This window comes from Psychrobacter sp. L7 (assembly GCF_002810365.1).
GTDB classification, from domain to species: domain Bacteria; phylum Pseudomonadota; class Gammaproteobacteria; order Pseudomonadales; family Moraxellaceae; genus Psychrobacter; species Psychrobacter celer.
In genome coordinates this window covers 63,356-82,277 of sequence record NZ_NEXR01000009.1, presented here as the reverse complement: position 1 = coordinate 82,277, position 18,922 = coordinate 63,356, and the positions used below count along the sequence as shown (strand labels likewise).

The window sequence follows — 18,922 nt, the reverse complement described above, 5'->3', positions numbered from 1 at the left end:
TCTTTATTTGCTTGGTTTTATTTGTCTGCGGGGTTCTACGCGTGGGTTTTGTGAGTAAAATCAGGTAAAATAGCGCGCGTCTTAGCCGCAATCGGCAGTCGAAGCTATCTATAAGGCAGAGCGGGTAAAACGCAAAAGCGCCATCATAAGGCTAAAAACATAGGGTAAGGGGCGAGAATATGACCATCAATGCAGTGCTGTTGGCGGTAGTCATCATGCTAGGGCTATCTTTGGCGCGGGTACACGTGGTACTGAGTTTGTTAATCGGCGCGCTGGCAGGTGGGCTCATCGCAGGTCTGGGTATGACCGATACCCTCAATGCCTTTCAAGAAGGCATCCGCAATGGCGCGCAAATCGCGCTGTCCTATGCGCTGCTTGGGGCTTTTGCCGTGGCGATTGCCCACTCTGGATTGCCGCAGTCACTTGCAGGGGCAGTCATCAAGCGTATCGATGCTGGTGGCACCAGCGCGATGATTAAGTATCTGCTGTTTGCCGGCTTGGTGATGATGAGCTGCTTTAGCCAAAACCTAATCCCTATTCATATCGCTTTTATCCCGCTGCTGGTGCCGCCATTGCTGCTGGCGTTCAACCGTATGCAGATAGATCGCCGTCTGATCGCGTGCCTGTTGACCTTTGGTCTGGTCACCACTTATATGTTTATCCCTTATGGTTTTGGTGATATTTATCTCAATCAAATCATGCTAAAAAACGTTGGAGAAGCGGGCATCGATGTCGCCGATATTTCAGTTGTACAAGCGATGGCCATTCCGGCGACAGGGATGCTGGTCGGCTTATTAACAGCGATATTTATCAGTTATCGTAAGCCGCGTGACTATCAGCAAGTCGCAGTAGATAAAGAAGCGCACGATGCCGTGGTGGCCAATGATGCCTTGAGCAAAACCGCTGCTGGCGCTAAGACACAAAGTAAGCTCAAAACCCTAGTGGCGCTAGCGGCTATTGTCACCGCCTTTGTGGTGCAGCTTTATACCGACTCGTTGCTGCTCGGCTCGATGTTTGGCTTTGGAGTCTTTATGGCGACCGGTGTGGTCAAATGGCGTGATGCCGATACGGTGTTTAATGATGGTATCAAGCTGATGGCGATGATTGGCTTTATCATGATTACCGCGCAAGGCTTTGCTGAGGTTATGAAAGCGACGGAGCAGATTCAGCCGTTGGTCGATGGCGCGGCGTCGTTGTTCGCAGGTAACAAGGCCATTGCCGCCTTTATTATGCTGCTCATTGGGCTAGTGGTGACCATGGGGATTGGCTCATCGTTTTCGACCATCCCTATTTTGGCCGCGATCTATGTGCCGCTCTGTATCTCTCTAGGGTTTTCACCGCTCGCCACCGTGGCGATTATCGGTACGGCTGGCGCGCTTGGTGATGCAGGCTCGCCTGCCTCAGATTCGACACTCGGGCCGACCTCTGGCCTGAATATCGATGGCCAACACGACCATATCAAAGACAGCGTGGTGCCGACCTTTTTGCATTACAATATCCCACTATTGGCCTTTGGTTGGATTGCAGCGATGGTGCTTTAGACAATACTCTAAACGGCTATTACCAAATCAAAAAAGGCGAGTGATTTGATAATCATCCGCCTTTTTGGCTTTTTATAAGGGTTTGGTTTACATTTTTCTCAGTTGCTTAGCGCACTAAGAATAGCGCTGTAATTATCAGCGATGTGCTAAGCATACCCTGTAGTTTGTTGTTCGATATAAATCATTTTTCACTGGTATTACCACCCTCATCAAAATCCTCAATCTCACCAGTTAAACTAGCCAAAAACGCATCACTTTGCGCCAGCAACGCATTCAAACGCGCCTCATTAATGACATTAGCCAATTCATCAGAGCCAAAGGATTGTTCTTGACTGTAGTAAAGTATTTCTCTTTTGTCATCACTTCCTAACGCTTTTAGATACGTATCAACGGTATCAGCGCTAGAGGCTTCTTGCTCAGCCTTATTAATAAGATTAGGTTGAAACCACCTTATACCACTTGGCGTTAGCAGGCCATCTAACGGCACATCCCAAGGCTGACGCGCTAGCTGCTCGACCACTTGAAAATCGTAGCACCAGCCAATTTTTAACGGCTTTTTCAACCCTGCCTGATGGCTTCTAGCAAGTGTTGTATCATAAAAACCACCGCCCATACCCATACGATTGCCACGTTTATCCACTGCCACTAGTGGACAGATAATGACGTCTAACTCTCGTGCCCAGCGTAACCTGCGATGATGATTTTGCTTCATACCCAGACTATGAATCCGTGTCGGTACGTTTACCCATTTAGAATGATAAATCGGCACAAAACGCAGGTGTTTATCAACATTACCCGTAGCATCACGACCGAGCGAGCCGACCACTGGCAAATACGGCAAATAACCTAGGCGCTTACACCAGTTAAGCAGTGGCTGAGTGGGCAGCTCACCAAAGCCATCGTAATATAAGCCAATACGCGCGCACGGTGGTAGTCGCTGCTGGAGTTTGGGTAAATGCAAACTTGCCATGCGCGCGTATTGTCTGCGTTCGCCTGCACTTAACTGGCGACGCTGGCGGGTAAATTGTCGTCTGGATGGATTGACAATAGTAGCTGTCATTTTATCCTTTATTTTTACGTCAGCGCCCTTAGATGATGACTGAAGTAATGCTTTAGGCGCTGTCGTGGCAGAAGGGTGTTGGCTGGTGCTTTTGGACATCAGTTAGCCTCACGGACGTGGAGAAATTTGTGATAAGTCATGCTATCATAACGCCACTTTACATCGTATTTTCCTTTATGTGCAGCGTGCGTTGCACTTTTTATGGCTCAATAAAACCAAAGAGGGTAGTTATGTCGACACAGAATCAGGCAACACGACTTGAGAAAGACACAATGGGCAACGTGGAAGTCCCAGCCGACGCTTATTGGGGCGCGCAAACCCAGCGTAGCCGTGAAAACTTCAAAATTGGTGGCGAGACTTTGCCGCGTCCGATGATTGAAGCGATGGCATTGGTAAAAAAAGCCGCTGCTATCACCAACGCCAGCCTAGAGCGTATCGAAAGCGATAAGCGCGACCTCATCGTACAAGCGGCAGATGAAATCATCAATGGTGGCCTTACCGATCAGTTTCCATTAGTTGTATGGCAGACCGGTTCTGGTACGCAGTCAAACATGAACATGAACGAAGTGCTGGCCAACCGTGCCAACGAAATCGCAGGGAACGCGCGCGGCAGCTACACGCCGATTCACCCAAATGATCATGTCAACCACGCCCAGTCTACCAACGACAGCTTCCCAACCGCGATTCGTGTGGCCGCTGCTCGTCAGATCAACAGCTTGCTTATCCCAGCGGTAAAAGCACTACGCGATACGCTAGATGCCAAAGCCCGCGAGTTCGATAGCATCGTCAAAATCGGCCGTACGCACTTACAAGACGCCACGCCTTTGACCCTAGGCCAAGAGTTCAGCGGTTATGTCAGCCAGCTTGACCATGCATTGACTCGCATCGACAATGCGCTACAAGGTCTATATGAGTTGCCACTAGGCGGCACTGCAGTAGGTACGGGTCTAAACGCCCACCCTGATTATGCAGTAAAAGCAGCTGAGCAATTGGCGACATTGACAGGCTTACCCTTTGTCACTTCACCAAATAAATTTGAAGCACTAGCGGCGCGTGATGCCGAAGTCTTTGCTTCTGGCGCATTAAAGACCCTAGCAGGTAGCCTCAATAAAATCGCTAACGACGTACGCTGGCTCGCTTCAGGCCCGCGTTGTGGTCTTGGCGAGCTGACCATTCCAGAAAACGAGCCAGGCTCATCTATCATGCCAGGTAAAGTAAACCCAACGCAGTCAGAAGCGATGACCATGGTTGTGGCGCAAGTGATGGGTAACGACACGACTATCAGCATGGCGGGCGCGTCAGGTAACTTTGAGCTAAATGTGTATAAGCCTGTGATTGCCTTTAACCTATTGCAATCTATCAAGCTACTGGGCGATGCGTGCAACAGCTTTAACGATAACTGCGCCGTTGGTATTGAGCCTGTCAAAGAAAAAATCGATGACTTCTTGCACAACTCATTGATGCTGGTGACGGCACTAAACCGTCATGTTGGCTATGAAAACGCGGCAAAAATCGCCAAGACAGCTTATAAAGAAAACAAAACCTTGAAGCAAGTGGCGGTTGAGTTAGAGCTACTTACTGAAGCGCAGTTCGATGAGTGGGTAACCCCTGCGGATATGGTACATCCTTCTTAGTATCAATCCAAAGTATCAATCCAAAAACCTGATTAGCTTGTCTTTTTCGCTATTCAGATTTTTAAATGTGATAGTCTAAGTGAAAAAAAGACCTTACCATTATCTATAAACGGATGCGTAAGGTCTTTTTTTTGTCTATGAGTGACAGTATCTACATCGCGCGCAACAAAGCCTTACCCGTAGTCAACAAGCGCACTCACAGTTATAACAACCCAAACAAAAATTTTTATTATAATGAGTATATAGGTATGGGCTCGTGAATTCGTAAATAATAGCTTCTAAAAACGTTTTCTAAATCACGATAAAGCCAATAAGAGCGAACGATTAGACTAACCAAAAATAGTTCGCCGCTAACGTCTCCCTATCTATAACTATTTTAATCACTCAATTGAGGTACTATTATGAAAAAATTAACTGCCGCTCTGTCATCTGCTGGTATTATGATGGCGATGTTGGGCTCTGGCTCAGCGATGGCATACTCAGACAATGTGATGGAGCCAAGTGAGAGCTATGATACGGCCATCAAACACAGACAAGTCAATTATAGCTGCCAAAACAACAAAAAAGTCAGCGTGACTTATGGTTTTAATAAAGAGTATCTACCAACCTTTGCAGAAGCCACTTTGAATGGCAAAACAAGATTTTTACCAATCAACTTAGGGCGCTCTGACAATGTCGGTACTGTGTTTGGTGATGAGGATAACTTTAGTATCATGACTGGGCCTCTGCGTCTAAACAACTATCATAAGTCCTCGGCCAATATCCAAAACGCTAAGAGTGAAATCCTTTATAAAGGCTGTAACGTCGACTCTATCAGAAAGATTAAAGGCTAGTTTTCAGCAGGCTGATAGACTTAGATAAAAAAGACCTTGTCACGTTGTGTGGCAAGGTCTTTTTTATTCAAAATCTAAGCTCAATTAAAATTTATACAGCAAGCCTAGTGTCGTGGTGGACTCGGTACGCGAGTTGACCATTGGGCTGTCTTTTTGCTCATTTGGCAGATAGCTTAAGCTTTGGTTGGCAAAGCCTGCCCAGCGCTCATTGAAGTCATAGTTGGCACTGATATTGATATAAGGGTTTAAGCTTGAATTGGATTTATAAGCAGCAATGCCGGTCTTTGCAGATTCTTCTTCACTAACGCCATAATAATACTCGTTGTAATCTGCATCATGATACTCAAATCCTGCACTCGGATAGACGGTGAGCTTACCTTGAGTGATACGCGCCAGATAAGTCAGCCGCGCTGTGTTGCCGCCGCTACGATCCAATACATCTGTTGCGATCTGCGCACGAAACCCCCCGACTGGCGTACGACGTAAATACGTCAAACCTGCCGCTGCCGAGGCCTTACGTTCATCTAGTCCTTGTAGCGCGCCGCGGGCATCATCAGGGTCAAACTCGCTACCAGACAGCTGCGCGTATGCCGAGAGCTGATTGGTACCATCATTGATGAGATAAGCACCAGCTTGAGCGCCGCGCGCATAGACTCTGTTGTTGTCATAAAACACGCCCGGCAGCACGCGTATATCAGTGCTGTCTTCCATATCATAGGCTGGATTGACGGCCATGACGTTGACGCCGACGCTAAGTACCGCGTCTGGATCGGTCGGTAAGTTGTTTTTAAAAATCGCGGCATGAGACATGCTGGCGACACCCAGTAAGGCAGTAGCTGCCAAAGCGTTAAAGGTTGTACGTGTAGCGACATGGGGTAGCGCAGATACATTAGACATGGTTTTTTTCTCATCAGTGGTTGGACTAGTAAATGGTGAAACGATATCGTCAAAATTTGAGCAAATAAAGATAAGTAAGATAAGTAAAAAAGTGCTGGTGAATAAATTGCGTAAGCTGTTGGCACGTAGGCTGTTATCAACACTATTCATAGTGACGAATAGCCACAGCGTGCTACTCAATGAGCGCTATTCAATGGCGGCGAGCACTTGTAGTAGCTGCTGATGCAAGTCTTGCCACCAGTAGGCAAAGCCAACACTCATGACGAGCATCACAAGCCAAGGGAGCAGCTGCCATAGTATCGCAGGGTTTTTTGCCTTATTTGAGTCAACATAGTGATGACTATTATGACTATTATTATGATAGTTATTATACCCTTTATACTGCTGATAAGTGGGATGGATATGCAAGCTTGCATCAAAAGGCGGGCTTACTTGTGTCGCCTTGGCACGCTGACGATAGGCAATGGCAAAGGCCAGTGCAATCACCAAACCTGTCACCGCGCCGCCGATATGACCAGCATTGTCGATACCGGGGACAGCAAAACCATAGACCAAATTGATACCCATAATAAATATCAAACTTTTGAGATTAAGCACAAGGCCGTTGACTGAGATTTTGAACAATGCGGCGATGAGTAACGCCGCCCCGATACCCATGATGCCACCTGAGGCACCTGCCGATATGCCAGGCTGCCCCGTGCCATCTAAAATCCCTTGCCAAGTGACATGGTTATTGAGTACGTTGCCACCGATGGCCGCCAATAAAAACAACGCCAAAAACTTCGCGGAGCCAAACATCGGCTCGGCTACTTGACCGAAAAAATACATGGCAAACCCGTTAAACAATAGATGCATCAAACCAATATGCAAAAACGCACTACTGAGCAGCCGCCATGGGTCGTCAGTCATGGTAAAGGGCAGCGCATTGGCGCCCCATTTGAGCAAATCCTCAGTTGAGGGGTTATTGGCATCGACGCCTGTCAGCACCTGCAGGAGAAACAGCCCAATAAAGCTGATTAACAGTAAGGTGGTCACAGGTGCTGTCTTTAACAGTTGTTGTATGGTCATAAGCGCCAGTTTTATTGATAAGTTATAAATAGAATAAATAAGCAGTAAAGATAATGATAAATAAAGCACAAAGACGATGCGCAGAGCAAGTCGTTTGCCAGCGTGCCCGTGTGTCAAACGGCGCTTGTATCAAAAACCAATCAGCCATTATGGATCAGCTCACTTTGAGGTTTTCGTACGTGCCTTTTACCAAGATGTCTTTTGTGACTGTGTTGATATCGGTATGCCCACAAAATGCCATACTAATATCGCACTCGTTATAGATAAGCTCAAGCGCGCGGCGCACACCATCTTCGCCATAAGCGCCTAGCCCATACAGAAAAGCGCGGCCAATCATCGTGCCTTTTGCGCCCAAGGCGATGGCTTTTAGGACGTCTTGACCTGAGCGAATCCCGCTATCGAGCCACACCTCGATGTCGCTGTTTTCGGCATGGACTGCCTGTACGATGTCAGAGAGGGCAGAGATAGAAGACAGCGCCCCGTCCAACTGACGACCGCCATGGTTGGAGACGACCAGCGCATCGGCACCGCTACGGGCGGCGAGTATCGCATCTTCAGGCTCCATGATGCCCTTTATAATCAGCTTACCGCCCCACATGTCTTTGATACGCGCGACATCATCCCAGCTCAGGCTTGGATCAAACTGCTCTGCCGTCCACGCTGAGAGCGAGGAGATGTCCTCGACGTTTTTGGCGTGGCCGACGATGTTGCCAAATGTCCGGCGGCGAGTGCCGAGCATATTCATGCACCACTGCGGCTTGGTCATCAGGTTTAGGATATTGGTCAGTGTCGGTTTGGGCGGGGCAGAAAGTCCATTTTTGATGTCTTTATGGCGCTGACCGAGTACTTGCAAGTCGGCGGTTAAGATAAGCGCAGAGCAGTTGGCGGCTTTGGCACGGCGAATCAGATTGGCCATAAAGTCCTGATCGCGCATGACGTATAGCTGAAACCAAAACGGCGCGGCGGTGTTTGTCGCTACATCCTCGATAGAGCAAATACTCATGGTCGACAGCGAAAACGGCACGCCAAACTTTTCCGCGGCACGCGCCGCATGAATCTCACCATCGGCCCACATCATGCCAGTAAAGCCTGTCGGCGCGATGGCGACTGGCATTTTGACCGGCTCGCCGATCATCTGTGTCGCCAGACTGCGATTGTCCATATCAACCAAGACACGCTGACGCAGCTTGATGCGGTCAAAGTCGGTTTCATTCTGGCGATAGGTGGTCTGGGTCCATGAGCCTGAGTCGACATAGTCATAAAACATGCGCGGCACTTTGCGCTCAGCGACGCGGCGCAAATCTTCAATCTCAGTCACTTTTTTTAATTCAGTCATTTTTTTAACTCAGGCAATTTTTTTAATGTTGGATGTGAGGCGCTCATAGATGTCTTGTTATTATTATGGCAAGCTGTCCTATGATGGCGCAGACATAAATAACTGCTGCAAATCCAGCACCGAAAACGGATAATTTAAGCGTGCTGTCGGTGTGATTATCACAGGAATGGTAGTGGCAAATGTCATCATCAGCGGCTCATCGAAGTCGGCAATATCGACATACTGATAAGTCAGCCGCTGTACGGTTTGAAACTGCGCGATGACTTGTTCAGCGATATCACACAGATGGCAGCCTGTGGTGCCAAGCAGCCACCAATTATCGATATTTTCACTAGTGCCAAGACTAGGGTTGGCGGCTACTATGCGTGCCCGCAGCTCTGCTATATCCTGCTCTGCTATATTGTTATCATAATCCATGTTTATACTCGTGCTCTATTGTCTATGTCTAGCGTCCTATGTCTGGCGCTTGTTTTTATGTGGGTGGCAACCGCTTCGTTTACTTGGATGGGTTGTAAAAAAGCTTATTGTAAAAAGCTTATATTGCATTGCGCTACTGACATGATAAAGAAGTGGGGTAAATAATGACAGCGATTATGAGATTAGGTAAGATGACCTGCTATTTGAGTTAACTGCTTGGGCTGTTTTTGGATAAGCGGCTACCTTTTATCTTTTCAATCACTTGGATATCGCGCATGGCAAGTTTTGGCACATTTATCAAACGAGTATTTTTGGCGTTCATGTTGTTGGTCGTGGTTTTTCATATTTTGGTCGCAGGGCTATTATTGATTTGGAAAACCCAGCCCATTAACAACAGCATGTTTATGCTCACGCATCGCCTGACAGGCGGCACCGTGACGCAAAACTGGGCAGAGTACGACGCCATTGCCAAATCTGCCAAGCAAGCAGCGATCGTCAGTGAAGACGCAACCTTTAGCCAGCATAATGGCTTTGACTTAAAGGGTATCGAGGCTGCACGCAAAAAAAACGAAGAAACAGGCAAGATGTCGGCTGGCGGCTCGACCATCACGCAGCAGTTGGCCAAAAACCTGTTTTTGACCGCGCACCGCTCCTATATTCGTAAAGGCGAAGAGGCGATTATCACCGTGATGATAGAGACGTTGTGGGACAAACAGCGTATCTTGACCGCTTATCTTAACGTGGCTGAGTTTGGCGATGGTATCTACGGTATCGAGGCGGCTGCGCACTACTATTTTAATAAAACTGCGGCCAATCTCAACCGTGACGAGTCCGCGCTGCTCATCAGTATGCTGACCAATCCAAAATACTATGAAAACAACCAAGGCGATAGACGGCTACGTAACAAACAGCGTATCATCAAAAAACGCATGAAAAATGCAGTCTTACCACAATCAGCATCATGACGTATCGAGAAGGCAAAAGGAGTAGGGACGTGGCAGATACCAAGAGCAATGATAAGCAGCATCAGACTGACAATAGCGCCGCCGTGATGAGCATAAACGATGGGGCGCATGGGAAAAAAGAGGATGATCTCGCCCACATCGCATGGCAGCGATTTGAGGATGGCAGTTATTCGCCCAGCAGTTATATCAATCGCGACCTGTCTTTGTTGCAGTTTCATCTACGGGTACTGGCGCAGGCTGCCAGTCCGCGCCATCCGCTGCTTGAGCGTTTGTTTTTTTTGATTATTTTTTCATCAAATATCGATGAGTTTTTTGAGATTCGCGTTGCCGGTATCATGCAAAAGCTCAATATCGGTGATGTGTCGACCAGCGCGCACGGTATGCGGCCCAGTGAAGTGCTCAATGATATCTCTGCTGTAGCACATGAAGCCATCGCTGAGCAGTATCGCATTCTCAATGAAGACATCTTGCCTGCGCTGGCCAAAGAAGACATCCGTTATCTCAAACGCGATGAGCTAAATAGCGAGCAGTCGGCATGGATGAAGCGCTATTTTACCGAACAAGTCTCGCCTGTGCTGACGCCGATTAGTATTGATCCTGCCCACCCGTTTCCGCGTTTGGTCAATAAAAGCCTCAACTTTATCGCTACCCTAGAGGGCAAAGATGCCTTTGGTCGTGATATCAATCTCGCCATCGTCCCCGCGCCGCGCAGTCTCCCACGCGTCATACGCTTACCTGATGAGCTGACTGGTGGCAAAGAGCATCACGTCATGCTATCGGCCATTATTCATGAGCATATTGGCGAGCTGTTTCCGGGGATGAATGTCACCGGCTGTCATCAGTTTCGACTGACGCGTAATGCGGACTTAGACCTAGCGGACGATGTCGAGGATATCGCCAAAGCGTTAGAGGGTGAGCTTGAAAACCGCCGCTTCGGTGATAAGGTGCGCCTAGAGGTCACCACCGACTGCCCGACGCCCATCAGCGACTATCTGCTCAATGAGTTTGAGCTGCACGACAATCAGCTGTACCGTGTCAACGGTCCGGTCAACCTCACGCGTTTATTGTTCGACTTTAATATACCAGCGCTGCGCTATCAGCCCTTTACGCAAGCGATACCCAAAGCGTTTCGCCGCGAAGAAAAAAAGCTGGACAAAACCAGTAGCATGTTTGCTGCCATGCGCAAAAGAGATGTACTGGTGCATCACCCTTTTCATGCCTTCTCACCTGTCGTCAACCTATTATGGCAAGCCGCCAACGACCCAAAAGTTTTGGCAATCAAGCAAACGCTGTACCGCTCAGGCACCAATTCAGAAATCGTCAAAGCACTGGCCGCTGCTGCTCGAAATGGCAAAGAAGTCACTGCCGTCATCGAGCTGCGCGCCCGTTTTGATGAAGCCTCAAACATCGCAGTCGCCAATTATCTGCAAGAAGCAGGGGCGGTGGTAGTGTATGGCATTGTCGGCTACAAAACCCATGCTAAACTGATGCTAATCATACGCCGCGAGGATGATCGCATTCGCCGCTATGTACACTTAGGGACAGGCAACTACCATGCCGCCAATGCTAAGGTCTATACCGACTACGGCTTGTTTACCGCCGACCCTGATATCTCAGAAGACGTGCACAAGATATTTCAGGAGCTAACGGGCATGGGCAAGCCTGCCAATCTCAAAAAACTCCTGCATGCGCCCTTTACCTTGCATGATAAGTTGATGAGTTTTATCGATGCTGAGATCGCTCACGCAAAGGCAGGTAAACGCGCTCATATCATGGTCAAGGTCAATGCTTTGACTGAGCGTCGCCTGATCGGCAAGCTCTATGATGCCTCTCAAGCAGGGGTAAAAATCGAGCTGATTTTGCGCTCGATGTGCTGTCTGCGTCCACAGGTCAAAGGTTTGTCGGAAAACATCACAGTACGCTCGGTGATAGGCCGGTTTTTAGAGCACACACGCATTTACTATTTTTATAATAACGGTGACGAGCGTCTGTATTGTGGTAGTGCCGACTGGATGGACCGTAACTTGTTTCACCGTGTCGAAGTGGCGTTTCCGATTGAAGATAAAAAACTGTTTCAGCAGATATATCAAGATGGCTTGATCAACTACTTACAAGACAATACCCAAGCGTGGACGCTTAATGGCGATGGCGTCTGGCAGCAATTACAGCCTGCTGCTGGCACGCCGCCACATGCCGCCCAAGAGCACTTATTAACGCTCATCAATGGGGTAGAGGCGTCGTCTTAACAGTCCTCTAATACTGACTCAAACCAAACGCTGGCGATGACTGGCGTTTGGTTTTTTTATGGATGCCAGTAGGTACCGTTATTTGTGTGATGCTGGCAGGAAGTTACAAACTGTCTTGTAACCTCACATTTATTCACACATTGATACCGCAGCACACTGGTGTCTGGTCGAGCCTTGTTTCTATAATAAAAATACACTCAATCATAAAGCATAGAACGTAAAAGAACGTAAAAGCCAATGATAAAAGCATAGGAAAAAAGGGAAGCCTCTATGAATAATCACGATACGACGCCTGATACTTCTGATACAAAATCAGACATCAAAAAAGCAGCCGAACAGGCAGACAGTCAAAAGATTCAGCAAAATCTCAAGGAAGACAAGAGAGTCGATGTGCCTGAACAGCTAAGCGAAGAAGAGCAAACCGCCTTCATCGAAGAGGATTTACGTACCGATAAATAAGAGGATAACAAATAACAGGATAAATAGTTACTCCACTTAATAGGGCGTGTCCTCATTTTAAAAATGGTGATAAAAATGAGATAAGTCGCCGTCAAACAAGGAATATAGCGCAGGTAATATCGAGATATTAATTAGCTATTTGACACCGTTTGGCCAGATTTAGCCATTTTTAGCCCATTTAGATGACTATCGATTGAATTGAGGACACGTCCACGCCAATACATACGTGAGGGATATAGCATGTCAGACAATACACGCCCAAATAATGAAGAAGCAGTACCGATCCACGACCCTGCCATCAAGCAGCCAGACAACCCAAAAGGCAGCTATGAAGGCCGAAAATACCAGCCAAATATAGATGGGCCAGAACAAGCCTCACAGGAGACAGACGAGGTCTATGTCGACCCGCGCAAAGAAGAAAACCTACCTGATGGCGGCAAAAACGTGGCTGATCTCAATGCTCATGATCTGAGCCAAAAAGGCAACGAATAATTCGTTATCAATATAGGTTAGACCCATATAAGTTATTATGAAACGTAAGGTCGAGTATTGAGCATACCATTTCGTGGCCAAGCTAAAGAAGTAGCTACGACCATAAAGTATTAATGAAAAAGCAATAACGATAAAAAAGACAAGGATAAGATGATGCAAACCAAAGACCCAGCATTAACCAAAACGCCCATAGATAATCATAAAGATCATAAAGACACGCTTGGTCGCCACGATATGAGCAATAATGGCAAAAAACATGATATCGAAGATCATGAGATTGAAGAAAAAACGACAGAGAATAAAGGGACAGATACTTTTGAAGAAGGCATCGTAGAGACAGAGCATGTCAATGACGATGATAACCCTGCGCGCCAGCCAGATCGACGCGATCAAGAAGGCACTGCGTTTGATGATAACGTTAATGAAAGGACTGTCAGTAGCGAAGCCCCTGATAGCCATAAGATTAACAACAAAAATCGCTATGCCACTGTCGATAATGCCCAGACACGGGTGTTAAACCCTGACGAAAAAGATCACAAAAAAGACAGATAGTTTTTTTATGATCTAGGGCAAATCCTTCATTCACTTGATTTACTTTCATCTTTCTATCATAAGGAAATGCTATGAATAATCCCAATGATCACTCATTAAAACCAGCAGAGACAGCACAATCGTCAAAACACCAGCAACATGAGCTAAAAGATGCTGACGACAATGACGGTATCGTGCCCGATGATGCGCTGCAAAAAGCCAATCCTGCGGCTGCAGAGCGTGTCACAGATGATCACGACCCGCACCACGTCGCCAAAGACCATAAACAGTACGATAGCCCGCTGATGGAAGACGATAAATAGTTAAGCGGGCGTGCCACTATGAAACCGTAGCTCAGTATCAGGACTGGTGATAAGCTCTGCTTCTACTTCTCTAAAAAATGCCACTCGCTCATCGATATTCTCTGTCGATAGTGACTGTGCCAATGCCAAATAATCCTCAAAATGACGACTCTCTGATTTGAGCAAATAGCGATAGTATTTTGCCAGTCGCTCATCATCAATCACCTCAGCCAATGCCGCAAAGCGCTCACAAGAGCGCGCTTCGATAAACGCGCCGATGATCAGCACGTCAATCATTGCCGCAGGCTCATAAGTGCGCTTATGCTTGAGCATGCCTTTGGCATAGCGCCCCGCACTTAAGTATCGCCATTCTTGACCACGCTCATTCATGATACCCAGCACTTGCTCATAGTGCAGCATCTCCTCACGTATCAGCTGCGCCAATTTACGCTGCAAATCATAAGAAAACTCATAGCGAAACAGTAGGTTCATCGCGGTGCCAGCGGCTTTTTTTTCGCAGTTGGCATGATCTTGAATGATCAAAGGTAGGTCAGCGATAGCGGCGGCTACCCAGTCTGGCGTGGTACGTGCACCCAAAAAACCATAAACCGCAGATAAGTCTACTTTGTTCGGTGTGCGCAGCTGCGAGATATCTACACTGTCTTCTTCTGTACGGCTTTCTACTGTAGTGTCGTCATTTATAGCATTGGAATTGGTTGGCATGGTCGGTTTACTCATAGTCTGTGTCATGGTCAAAAAGTATTGGATAAGATAAAAGGTTGTTTTAAAGGTTTGGGTTTACCGCCTGAGCTTATTAACTATCATTTTTATACTGAGCTGACTATATAAAAGTCCGAAAAAACGATCACCACGATTTGAGGATAAAGAGCCTTAGCGCTGATAGGCTGTAGGGTATCATTATTATACAACCCCAGTATTTACCTGGTGAATGGGGTTTTCTTGTTTATTTCTTTATTTGATAGTAGGATGATATTTCGTTTAGGCGGCATTTTATTTGATGACTCAATAAAGGAGCGATCAAGGAGCGATGAGCGCCCGCTCGAGATGGCAAACATTATAACAACTGCCAGCGCGATATAAAGCAGATATCACTATCTACGAAAAGGCACAGCCATCACGCAGATCACCCGCTCATATCAAGGACGCGCCACTTTAGAGAAATACGCGTCATCTACTACCGCTATAGTGGTAGCAACTTCGTAGGTACACCCATCACAGATAGATAAGGATAACAGCATGAGCCAATCTTCTAACGCCAATCGGATTCAAAAAGGTATTCTTGCCATCGACCAGCAGTTGTATGACTTTATCGAAAACGAAGTGCTGCCAAAAGTCGGTGTGGACTCAGACAGTTATTGGTCAGGTTTTGAAAAAGTCATCAAAGCGTTTACGCCGCGCAACAAAGCGCTGCTTGCGACTCGTGACAGCATTCAAGCGCAAATCGATCAATGGCATCTAGACAATCCTGCCAAAGAAGGTGAGATTGATTTCCCAGCGTACAAGGCTTTTTTGCAAGAAATTGGCTATTTGTTACCAGAAGGTGATGACTTTACAGTAAGCACCCAAAACGTCGATGATGAGATTGCTCATATTGCAGGTCCACAGCTAGTTGTCCCCGTACGCAACGCGCGCTATGCGCTAAATGCCACCAACGCTCGTTGGGGCAGCTTGTACGATGCCTTATATGGCACCGATGTCATCAGCGATGAAAATGGTCAAGAAGCAGGCAGCAGCTATAATCCCACGCGCGGCGCGGCCGTTGTCGCTTATGCCAAAGCCTTTTTGGACGAGCATTTTGCGCTAGCCTCAGGCTCTTATACCGATGTCACAGGCTTTAAAATCGTCGATGGAAAGCTGGAAGTCAAGCTGGGCGATAGCAGCACTGAGCTAAAAGACGCCGAAAAATTCGTCGGTTATGTCGGCGAGGCAGATAGCCCCTTTGGTATTTTGCTCAAAAACAATGGCTTACACGCAGAGATTCAAATCGATGCCAGCCATCCAGTAGGTAAAGATGACCCAGCAAACATCAAAGACGTACTATTAGAGTCCGCCATTACCGCGATTCAAGACTGCGAAGACTCAATCGCTGCGGTCGATGCCGAAGAAAAAGTTGAAGTGTATCGCAACTGGCTAGGTTTGATGAATGGCGATTTGCAAGAGACGTTTGAAAAAGGTGGTAAAACCCGCACCCGTAAGCAAAACCCAGATCGTGAGTACACCACACCAGAGGGCGGCACACTGATCTTACCAGGCCGCTCATTGCTCTTGATCCGTAACGTCGGTCACTTGATGCAAAACCCAGCGATTTTGGTCGATTTGGGCAATGGTCAAGAGCAAATCTTTGAAGGCCTGATGGATGGTTTGATCACGCCGCTATTGACGCTAAACGATCTAAAAGGCAAAAACGCGCTATCAAACTCACGCAAAGGCTCGATGTATATCGTCAAGCCAAAAATGCATGGCCCTGATGAAGTCAAAATGGCCAATGATTTGTTTAATGCGGTAGAGGACTTGCTTGGCCTAGAGCGCCATACGCTCAAGATAGGTATCATGGATGAAGAGCGCCGCATGACGGTAAACCTAAAAGAAGCCATCCGCCAAGCCAAAGAGCGCGTTATCTTTATTAATACCGGCTTTTTGGATCGTACAGGCGACGAGATGCATACCAGTATGAATGCTGGCCCATTTGTACCAAAAGGCGAGATGAAGTCGCAGGCATGGCAGCCCGCCTATGAGCAGTGGAACGTCGATATCGGTCTAGAAACAGGCCTGCAGGGTGTGGCGCAGATTGGTAAAGGGATGTGGGCTAAGCCTGACGAGATGAAAGAGATGCTAGAGACCAAGGCGGCGCATCCAAAATCTGGTGCCAGTACCGCTTGGGTACCATCACCGACAGGCGCCACCTTGCATAGCATGCATTATCATCAAGTCAATGTCGCCGAGGTACAAGACAGCCTAAAATCACGCGAGCGTGCTAGCCTAGACGATATCTTGACCATTCCATTGGCCAAAGACACCAACTGGACAGAGGAAGAGAAGCAGCAAGAGCTGGACAACAACGCGCAGGGTATCTTAGGGTACGTGGTACGCTGGGTAAACCAAGGCGTCGGTTGCTCAAAAGTGCCTGACATCAACGACGTGGGCCTGATGGAAGACCGTGCGACTTTGCGTATCTCAAGCCAGCATATCGCCAACTGGTTGCATCACGGTGTGGTCAGCGAGCAGCAAGTCATGGATACCATGAAGCGTATGGCGAAGATTGTCGATGAGCAAAATGCCGGCGACAGTAGCTATCAGCCTATGGCAAACAACTTTGAGCAGTCTTATGCCTTTAAAGCGGCCTGTGACCTCGTCTTTAAAGGACGCGAGCAGCCAAGCGGCTACACTGAGCCACTATTGCACCAAGCACGCTTGGATCTAAAAGCCAACGTCTAAGCCAGTGTGCGTCGCTATCCTATTGCATCGGCATAAAAGCTGTGTCGATGCATGTATATATTGCTACATGGCTATATTGACCCGGTGTCGATAGTAGATAGCGATAATGCTGTTTCGCTTATAAGCGCTACTTATCAGTGAATAAGTAGCGCTTTATTTTTGTACGTAATACAGTGGGCGTAATCGAATGGTTTGTCATAAAACTTACGATAAGCCATTGGTATTTAAGCGCATTGTATGGCTGTTTTTTTCAAAGCCTGAGCGCTATAAAAGATATGGAGTGCGCCAGATATCGCGTTAAAAGTACAAAAAAATATGTTGCAAATTATGTCAAAGTTGTTATGCTTGTACTCGAAGTATGAGTTTGGTAACGGATGTTACGCAGCAGAAGGATAAAGACCAACGTTTACATGGCAGTTACTTTTTTGATGCTGGTTATGTAAGTCATGGTTTTTTCATCTTACTGTAATAAAACTTCGCCACACTTGTTTCTGACTAATCTCGGTAGCCAGTTACACATTATATCTTTGAGGATTTGTGACGATACCAATTGGGCACCAGCTAATAATAGCTCGCTCATTACTACAATTGTAAAGTGGAGATACCCCATGAAAAAACTACTTTTAGCTACAGCCGTTGCTGCTCTATCTGTTTCTGCAGCCAATGCCGCTCCAACTGTCTACGGTAAAGGCTTCTTAACTTTAGATGTAAACACTGGTGACAATGACACAACTACAACGACTTATAACACTGATGGAAGCGTTGATAGTGTTGTTAAAACTTCAGTAGACGCTGATGGTCGTAGCCAATTAAACTCAAATGCTTCACGTATTGGTTTAAAAGGTTCTGAAGCACTAACTGCAAACACTGACTTAGTTTATCAACTAGAGTACGGTATCGATATTGACGCTGGTGATGCTTTTGTAGATGCAGACGGTGGCCGTATGGAAAAGTCAGATCAGTTTTACTCACGTGACACTTATCTTGGTTTGAAAAACGCTCAGTACGGTACATTGCTTGCTGGTCGTCTATCAGCTATCGATGACTACGTAAACTTTGCTAACGTGACTCAAGGTGGCGTACTAGGTGGTGATGTCGTACTTGCAAGCTTTGACGCACCGCGTACTAACAACACTTTCAACTACTTCTCGCCTAACATCAATGGCATGCAGTTCATGGCGATGTACGCCATGGATGAAGACAACAATACTGATACACTAGGCCGCGATGCGTTTGGTGTTGGTGGTAAATACGAAGCAGGTCCAATGAACGTTGGTGCTACGTACATCCAAGCAGGCGACTTTAAAGTTGCTCGTGTCAGTGGTAACTATGCTATCAGCCCAGTAGTGACACTAGGCGCTCTATATCAAAACACTGATTTTGACAGTGATGACAACGAAAATGCATTCACTATCAGTGGTGAGATGGCGACAGCGACTCCTTGGACTGCCTATGCTCAAGGTGATTTCGTAAACAACGTTGGTGGTGCTGACGATGCTGAAGCTTTCCGTGCGGTAGTAGGCGGCAAATATGCGTTTAACGCGGCAACGACTGGTCACCTATATGGTGCTTATTTAAGCTCAGAGGCTACAGTAACTGCACCTCTTGTAAAAGTTGAGAGCGAGTTTGATGGTTTTGGTATCGGTGGTGGTATCGAATACAAATTCTAATCTAACCATTAGAAT

At 47.1% G+C, this 18,922-nt stretch carries 17 protein-coding genes; 11 read left to right on the top strand and 6 right to left on the bottom strand.

The genetic code is table 11. From position 1 onward, the window contains the following. Window positions 1-179: 179 nt before the first annotated feature. Window positions 180-1,541: a Na+/H+ antiporter family protein gene (locus CAP50_RS09385; protein WP_100749818.1), complete on the top strand. Its 1,362-nt coding sequence runs from the start codon at window positions 180-182 to the stop codon at window positions 1,539-1,541. A gap of 181 nt (window positions 1,542-1,722) precedes the next feature. Here CAP50_RS09385 and CAP50_RS09380 read toward each other — a convergent pair whose 3' ends face one another. After that, the gene (locus CAP50_RS09380; RefSeq protein WP_241900727.1) at window positions 1,723-2,601 is read right to left on the bottom strand and encodes a 5-formyltetrahydrofolate cyclo-ligase; all 879 of its coding nucleotides are present in this window, start codon (window positions 2,599-2,601) and stop codon (window positions 1,723-1,725) included. A 230-nt stretch (window positions 2,602-2,831) separates the two neighbouring features. Here CAP50_RS09380 and fumC point away from each other — a divergent pair, with 230 nt between their 5' ends. Further along, window positions 2,832-4,235: a class II fumarate hydratase gene (fumC, locus tag CAP50_RS09375; RefSeq protein WP_100749816.1), complete on the top strand. Its 1,404-nt coding sequence runs from the start codon at window positions 2,832-2,834 to the stop codon at window positions 4,233-4,235. Window positions 4,236-4,636: 401 nt separating this feature from the next. Continuing rightward, window positions 4,637-5,068 (top strand): ACP-like domain-containing protein, encoded by a 432-nt coding sequence (locus CAP50_RS09370; RefSeq protein WP_100749815.1) that lies wholly within the window; start codon window positions 4,637-4,639, stop codon window positions 5,066-5,068. Between the two features lie 84 nt (window positions 5,069-5,152). On the opposite strand, the gene CAP50_RS09365 is transcribed toward CAP50_RS09370, so the two are convergent. The 4 genes from CAP50_RS09365 to CAP50_RS09350 all read right to left on the bottom strand — a co-directional run bounded on the left by CAP50_RS09365 (window position 5,153) and on the right by CAP50_RS09350 (window position 8,786). Beyond that, window positions 5,153-5,965, bottom strand: coding sequence for a MipA/OmpV family protein (locus CAP50_RS09365; RefSeq protein ID WP_100749870.1), 813 nt, complete (start codon window positions 5,963-5,965; stop codon window positions 5,153-5,155). A 186-nt stretch (window positions 5,966-6,151) separates the two neighbouring features. Next, complete coding sequence (locus tag CAP50_RS09360) at window positions 6,152-7,033, bottom strand: rhomboid family intramembrane serine protease (protein ID WP_100749869.1); 882 nt, start codon at window positions 7,031-7,033, stop codon at window positions 6,152-6,154. Window positions 7,034-7,187: 154 nt separating this feature from the next. Further along, the gene (locus CAP50_RS09355; protein WP_100749814.1) at window positions 7,188-8,369 is read right to left on the bottom strand and encodes an alpha-hydroxy acid oxidase; all 1,182 of its coding nucleotides are present in this window, start codon (window positions 8,367-8,369) and stop codon (window positions 7,188-7,190) included. A gap of 78 nt (window positions 8,370-8,447) precedes the next feature. Continuing rightward, the gene (locus CAP50_RS09350; protein WP_100749813.1) at window positions 8,448-8,786 is read right to left on the bottom strand and encodes a glutaredoxin family protein; all 339 of its coding nucleotides are present in this window, start codon (window positions 8,784-8,786) and stop codon (window positions 8,448-8,450) included. A 275-nt stretch (window positions 8,787-9,061) separates the two neighbouring features. Between CAP50_RS09350 and mtgA the strand changes: the two genes are divergently transcribed. From mtgA to CAP50_RS09320, 6 genes are all read left to right on the top strand, one after another. Continuing rightward, complete coding sequence (gene mtgA / locus CAP50_RS09345) at window positions 9,062-9,751, top strand: monofunctional biosynthetic peptidoglycan transglycosylase (protein ID WP_100749812.1); 690 nt, start codon at window positions 9,062-9,064, stop codon at window positions 9,749-9,751. Between the two features lie 86 nt (window positions 9,752-9,837). After that, entirely contained in the window at window positions 9,838-11,997 is a 2,160-nt protein-coding gene (gene ppk1 / locus CAP50_RS09340) for a polyphosphate kinase 1 (protein ID WP_241900736.1), read from the top strand. 270 nt (window positions 11,998-12,267) lie between these two features. Continuing rightward, window positions 12,268-12,456 carry a hypothetical protein gene (locus tag CAP50_RS09335; protein ID WP_075100566.1) on the top strand — a complete coding sequence of 63 codons (189 nt, stop codon included), beginning with the start codon at window positions 12,268-12,270 and terminating at the stop codon, window positions 12,454-12,456. A gap of 240 nt (window positions 12,457-12,696) precedes the next feature. Continuing rightward, window positions 12,697-12,948: a hypothetical protein gene (locus CAP50_RS09330; protein ID WP_100749811.1), complete on the top strand. Its 252-nt coding sequence runs from the start codon at window positions 12,697-12,699 to the stop codon at window positions 12,946-12,948. Between the two features lie 153 nt (window positions 12,949-13,101). Then, window positions 13,102-13,500, top strand: coding sequence for a hypothetical protein (locus CAP50_RS09325; RefSeq protein ID WP_100749810.1), 399 nt, complete (start codon window positions 13,102-13,104; stop codon window positions 13,498-13,500). Window positions 13,501-13,571: 71 nt separating this feature from the next. Beyond that, complete coding sequence (locus CAP50_RS09320) at window positions 13,572-13,802, top strand: hypothetical protein (protein ID WP_100749809.1); 231 nt, start codon at window positions 13,572-13,574, stop codon at window positions 13,800-13,802. Here the strand turns inward: CAP50_RS09320 and miaE are convergent, their stop codons facing one another. Continuing rightward, window positions 13,803-14,519: a tRNA-(ms[2]io[6]A)-hydroxylase gene (miaE, locus tag CAP50_RS09315; RefSeq protein ID WP_100749808.1), complete on the bottom strand. Its 717-nt coding sequence runs from the start codon at window positions 14,517-14,519 to the stop codon at window positions 13,803-13,805. Window positions 14,520-15,038: 519 nt separating this feature from the next. On the opposite strand from miaE, the gene CAP50_RS09310 reads away from it, so the two are divergent. Together CAP50_RS09310 and CAP50_RS09305 are read left to right on the top strand one after the other, a co-directional pair. Beyond that, complete coding sequence (locus tag CAP50_RS09310; protein WP_100749807.1) at window positions 15,039-17,237, top strand: malate synthase G; 2,199 nt, start codon at window positions 15,039-15,041, stop codon at window positions 17,235-17,237. A gap of 608 nt (window positions 17,238-17,845) precedes the next feature. Beyond that, window positions 17,846-18,907: a porin gene (locus CAP50_RS09305; protein ID WP_100749806.1), complete on the top strand. Its 1,062-nt coding sequence runs from the start codon at window positions 17,846-17,848 to the stop codon at window positions 18,905-18,907. Window positions 18,908-18,922 lie beyond the last annotated feature (15 nt).

What these genes read in the sequence shown, in the direction of transcription:
- CAP50_RS09385 (WP_100749818.1), top strand. Translation starts at nt 180, where the DNA reads ATGACCATCAATGCAGTGCTGTTGGCGGTAGTCATCATGCTAGGGCTA.
- CAP50_RS09380 (WP_241900727.1), bottom strand. Translation starts at nt 2,601, where the DNA reads ATGACAGCTACTATTGTCAATCCATCCAGACGACAATTTACCCGCCAG.
- fumC (WP_100749816.1), top strand. Translation starts at nt 2,832, where the DNA reads ATGTCGACACAGAATCAGGCAACACGACTTGAGAAAGACACAATGGGC.
- CAP50_RS09370 (WP_100749815.1), top strand. Translation starts at nt 4,637, where the DNA reads ATGAAAAAATTAACTGCCGCTCTGTCATCTGCTGGTATTATGATGGCG.
- CAP50_RS09365 (WP_100749870.1), bottom strand. Translation starts at nt 5,965, where the DNA reads ATGTCTAATGTATCTGCGCTACCCCATGTCGCTACACGTACAACCTTT.
- CAP50_RS09360 (WP_100749869.1), bottom strand. Translation starts at nt 7,033, where the DNA reads ATGACCATACAACAACTGTTAAAGACAGCACCTGTGACCACCTTACTG.
- CAP50_RS09355 (WP_100749814.1), bottom strand. Translation starts at nt 8,369, where the DNA reads ATGACTGAATTAAAAAAAGTGACTGAGATTGAAGATTTGCGCCGCGTC.
- CAP50_RS09350 (WP_100749813.1), bottom strand. Translation starts at nt 8,786, where the DNA reads ATGGATTATGATAACAATATAGCAGAGCAGGATATAGCAGAGCTGCGG.
- mtgA (WP_100749812.1), top strand. Translation starts at nt 9,062, where the DNA reads ATGGCAAGTTTTGGCACATTTATCAAACGAGTATTTTTGGCGTTCATG.
- ppk1 (WP_241900736.1), top strand. Translation starts at nt 9,838, where the DNA reads ATGAGCATAAACGATGGGGCGCATGGGAAAAAAGAGGATGATCTCGCC.
- CAP50_RS09335 (WP_075100566.1), top strand. Translation starts at nt 12,268, where the DNA reads ATGAATAATCACGATACGACGCCTGATACTTCTGATACAAAATCAGAC.
- CAP50_RS09330 (WP_100749811.1), top strand. Translation starts at nt 12,697, where the DNA reads ATGTCAGACAATACACGCCCAAATAATGAAGAAGCAGTACCGATCCAC.
- CAP50_RS09325 (WP_100749810.1), top strand. Translation starts at nt 13,102, where the DNA reads ATGCAAACCAAAGACCCAGCATTAACCAAAACGCCCATAGATAATCAT.
- CAP50_RS09320 (WP_100749809.1), top strand. Translation starts at nt 13,572, where the DNA reads ATGAATAATCCCAATGATCACTCATTAAAACCAGCAGAGACAGCACAA.
- miaE (WP_100749808.1), bottom strand. Translation starts at nt 14,519, where the DNA reads ATGAGTAAACCGACCATGCCAACCAATTCCAATGCTATAAATGACGAC.
- CAP50_RS09310 (WP_100749807.1), top strand. Translation starts at nt 15,039, where the DNA reads ATGAGCCAATCTTCTAACGCCAATCGGATTCAAAAAGGTATTCTTGCC.
- CAP50_RS09305 (WP_100749806.1), top strand. Translation starts at nt 17,846, where the DNA reads ATGAAAAAACTACTTTTAGCTACAGCCGTTGCTGCTCTATCTGTTTCT.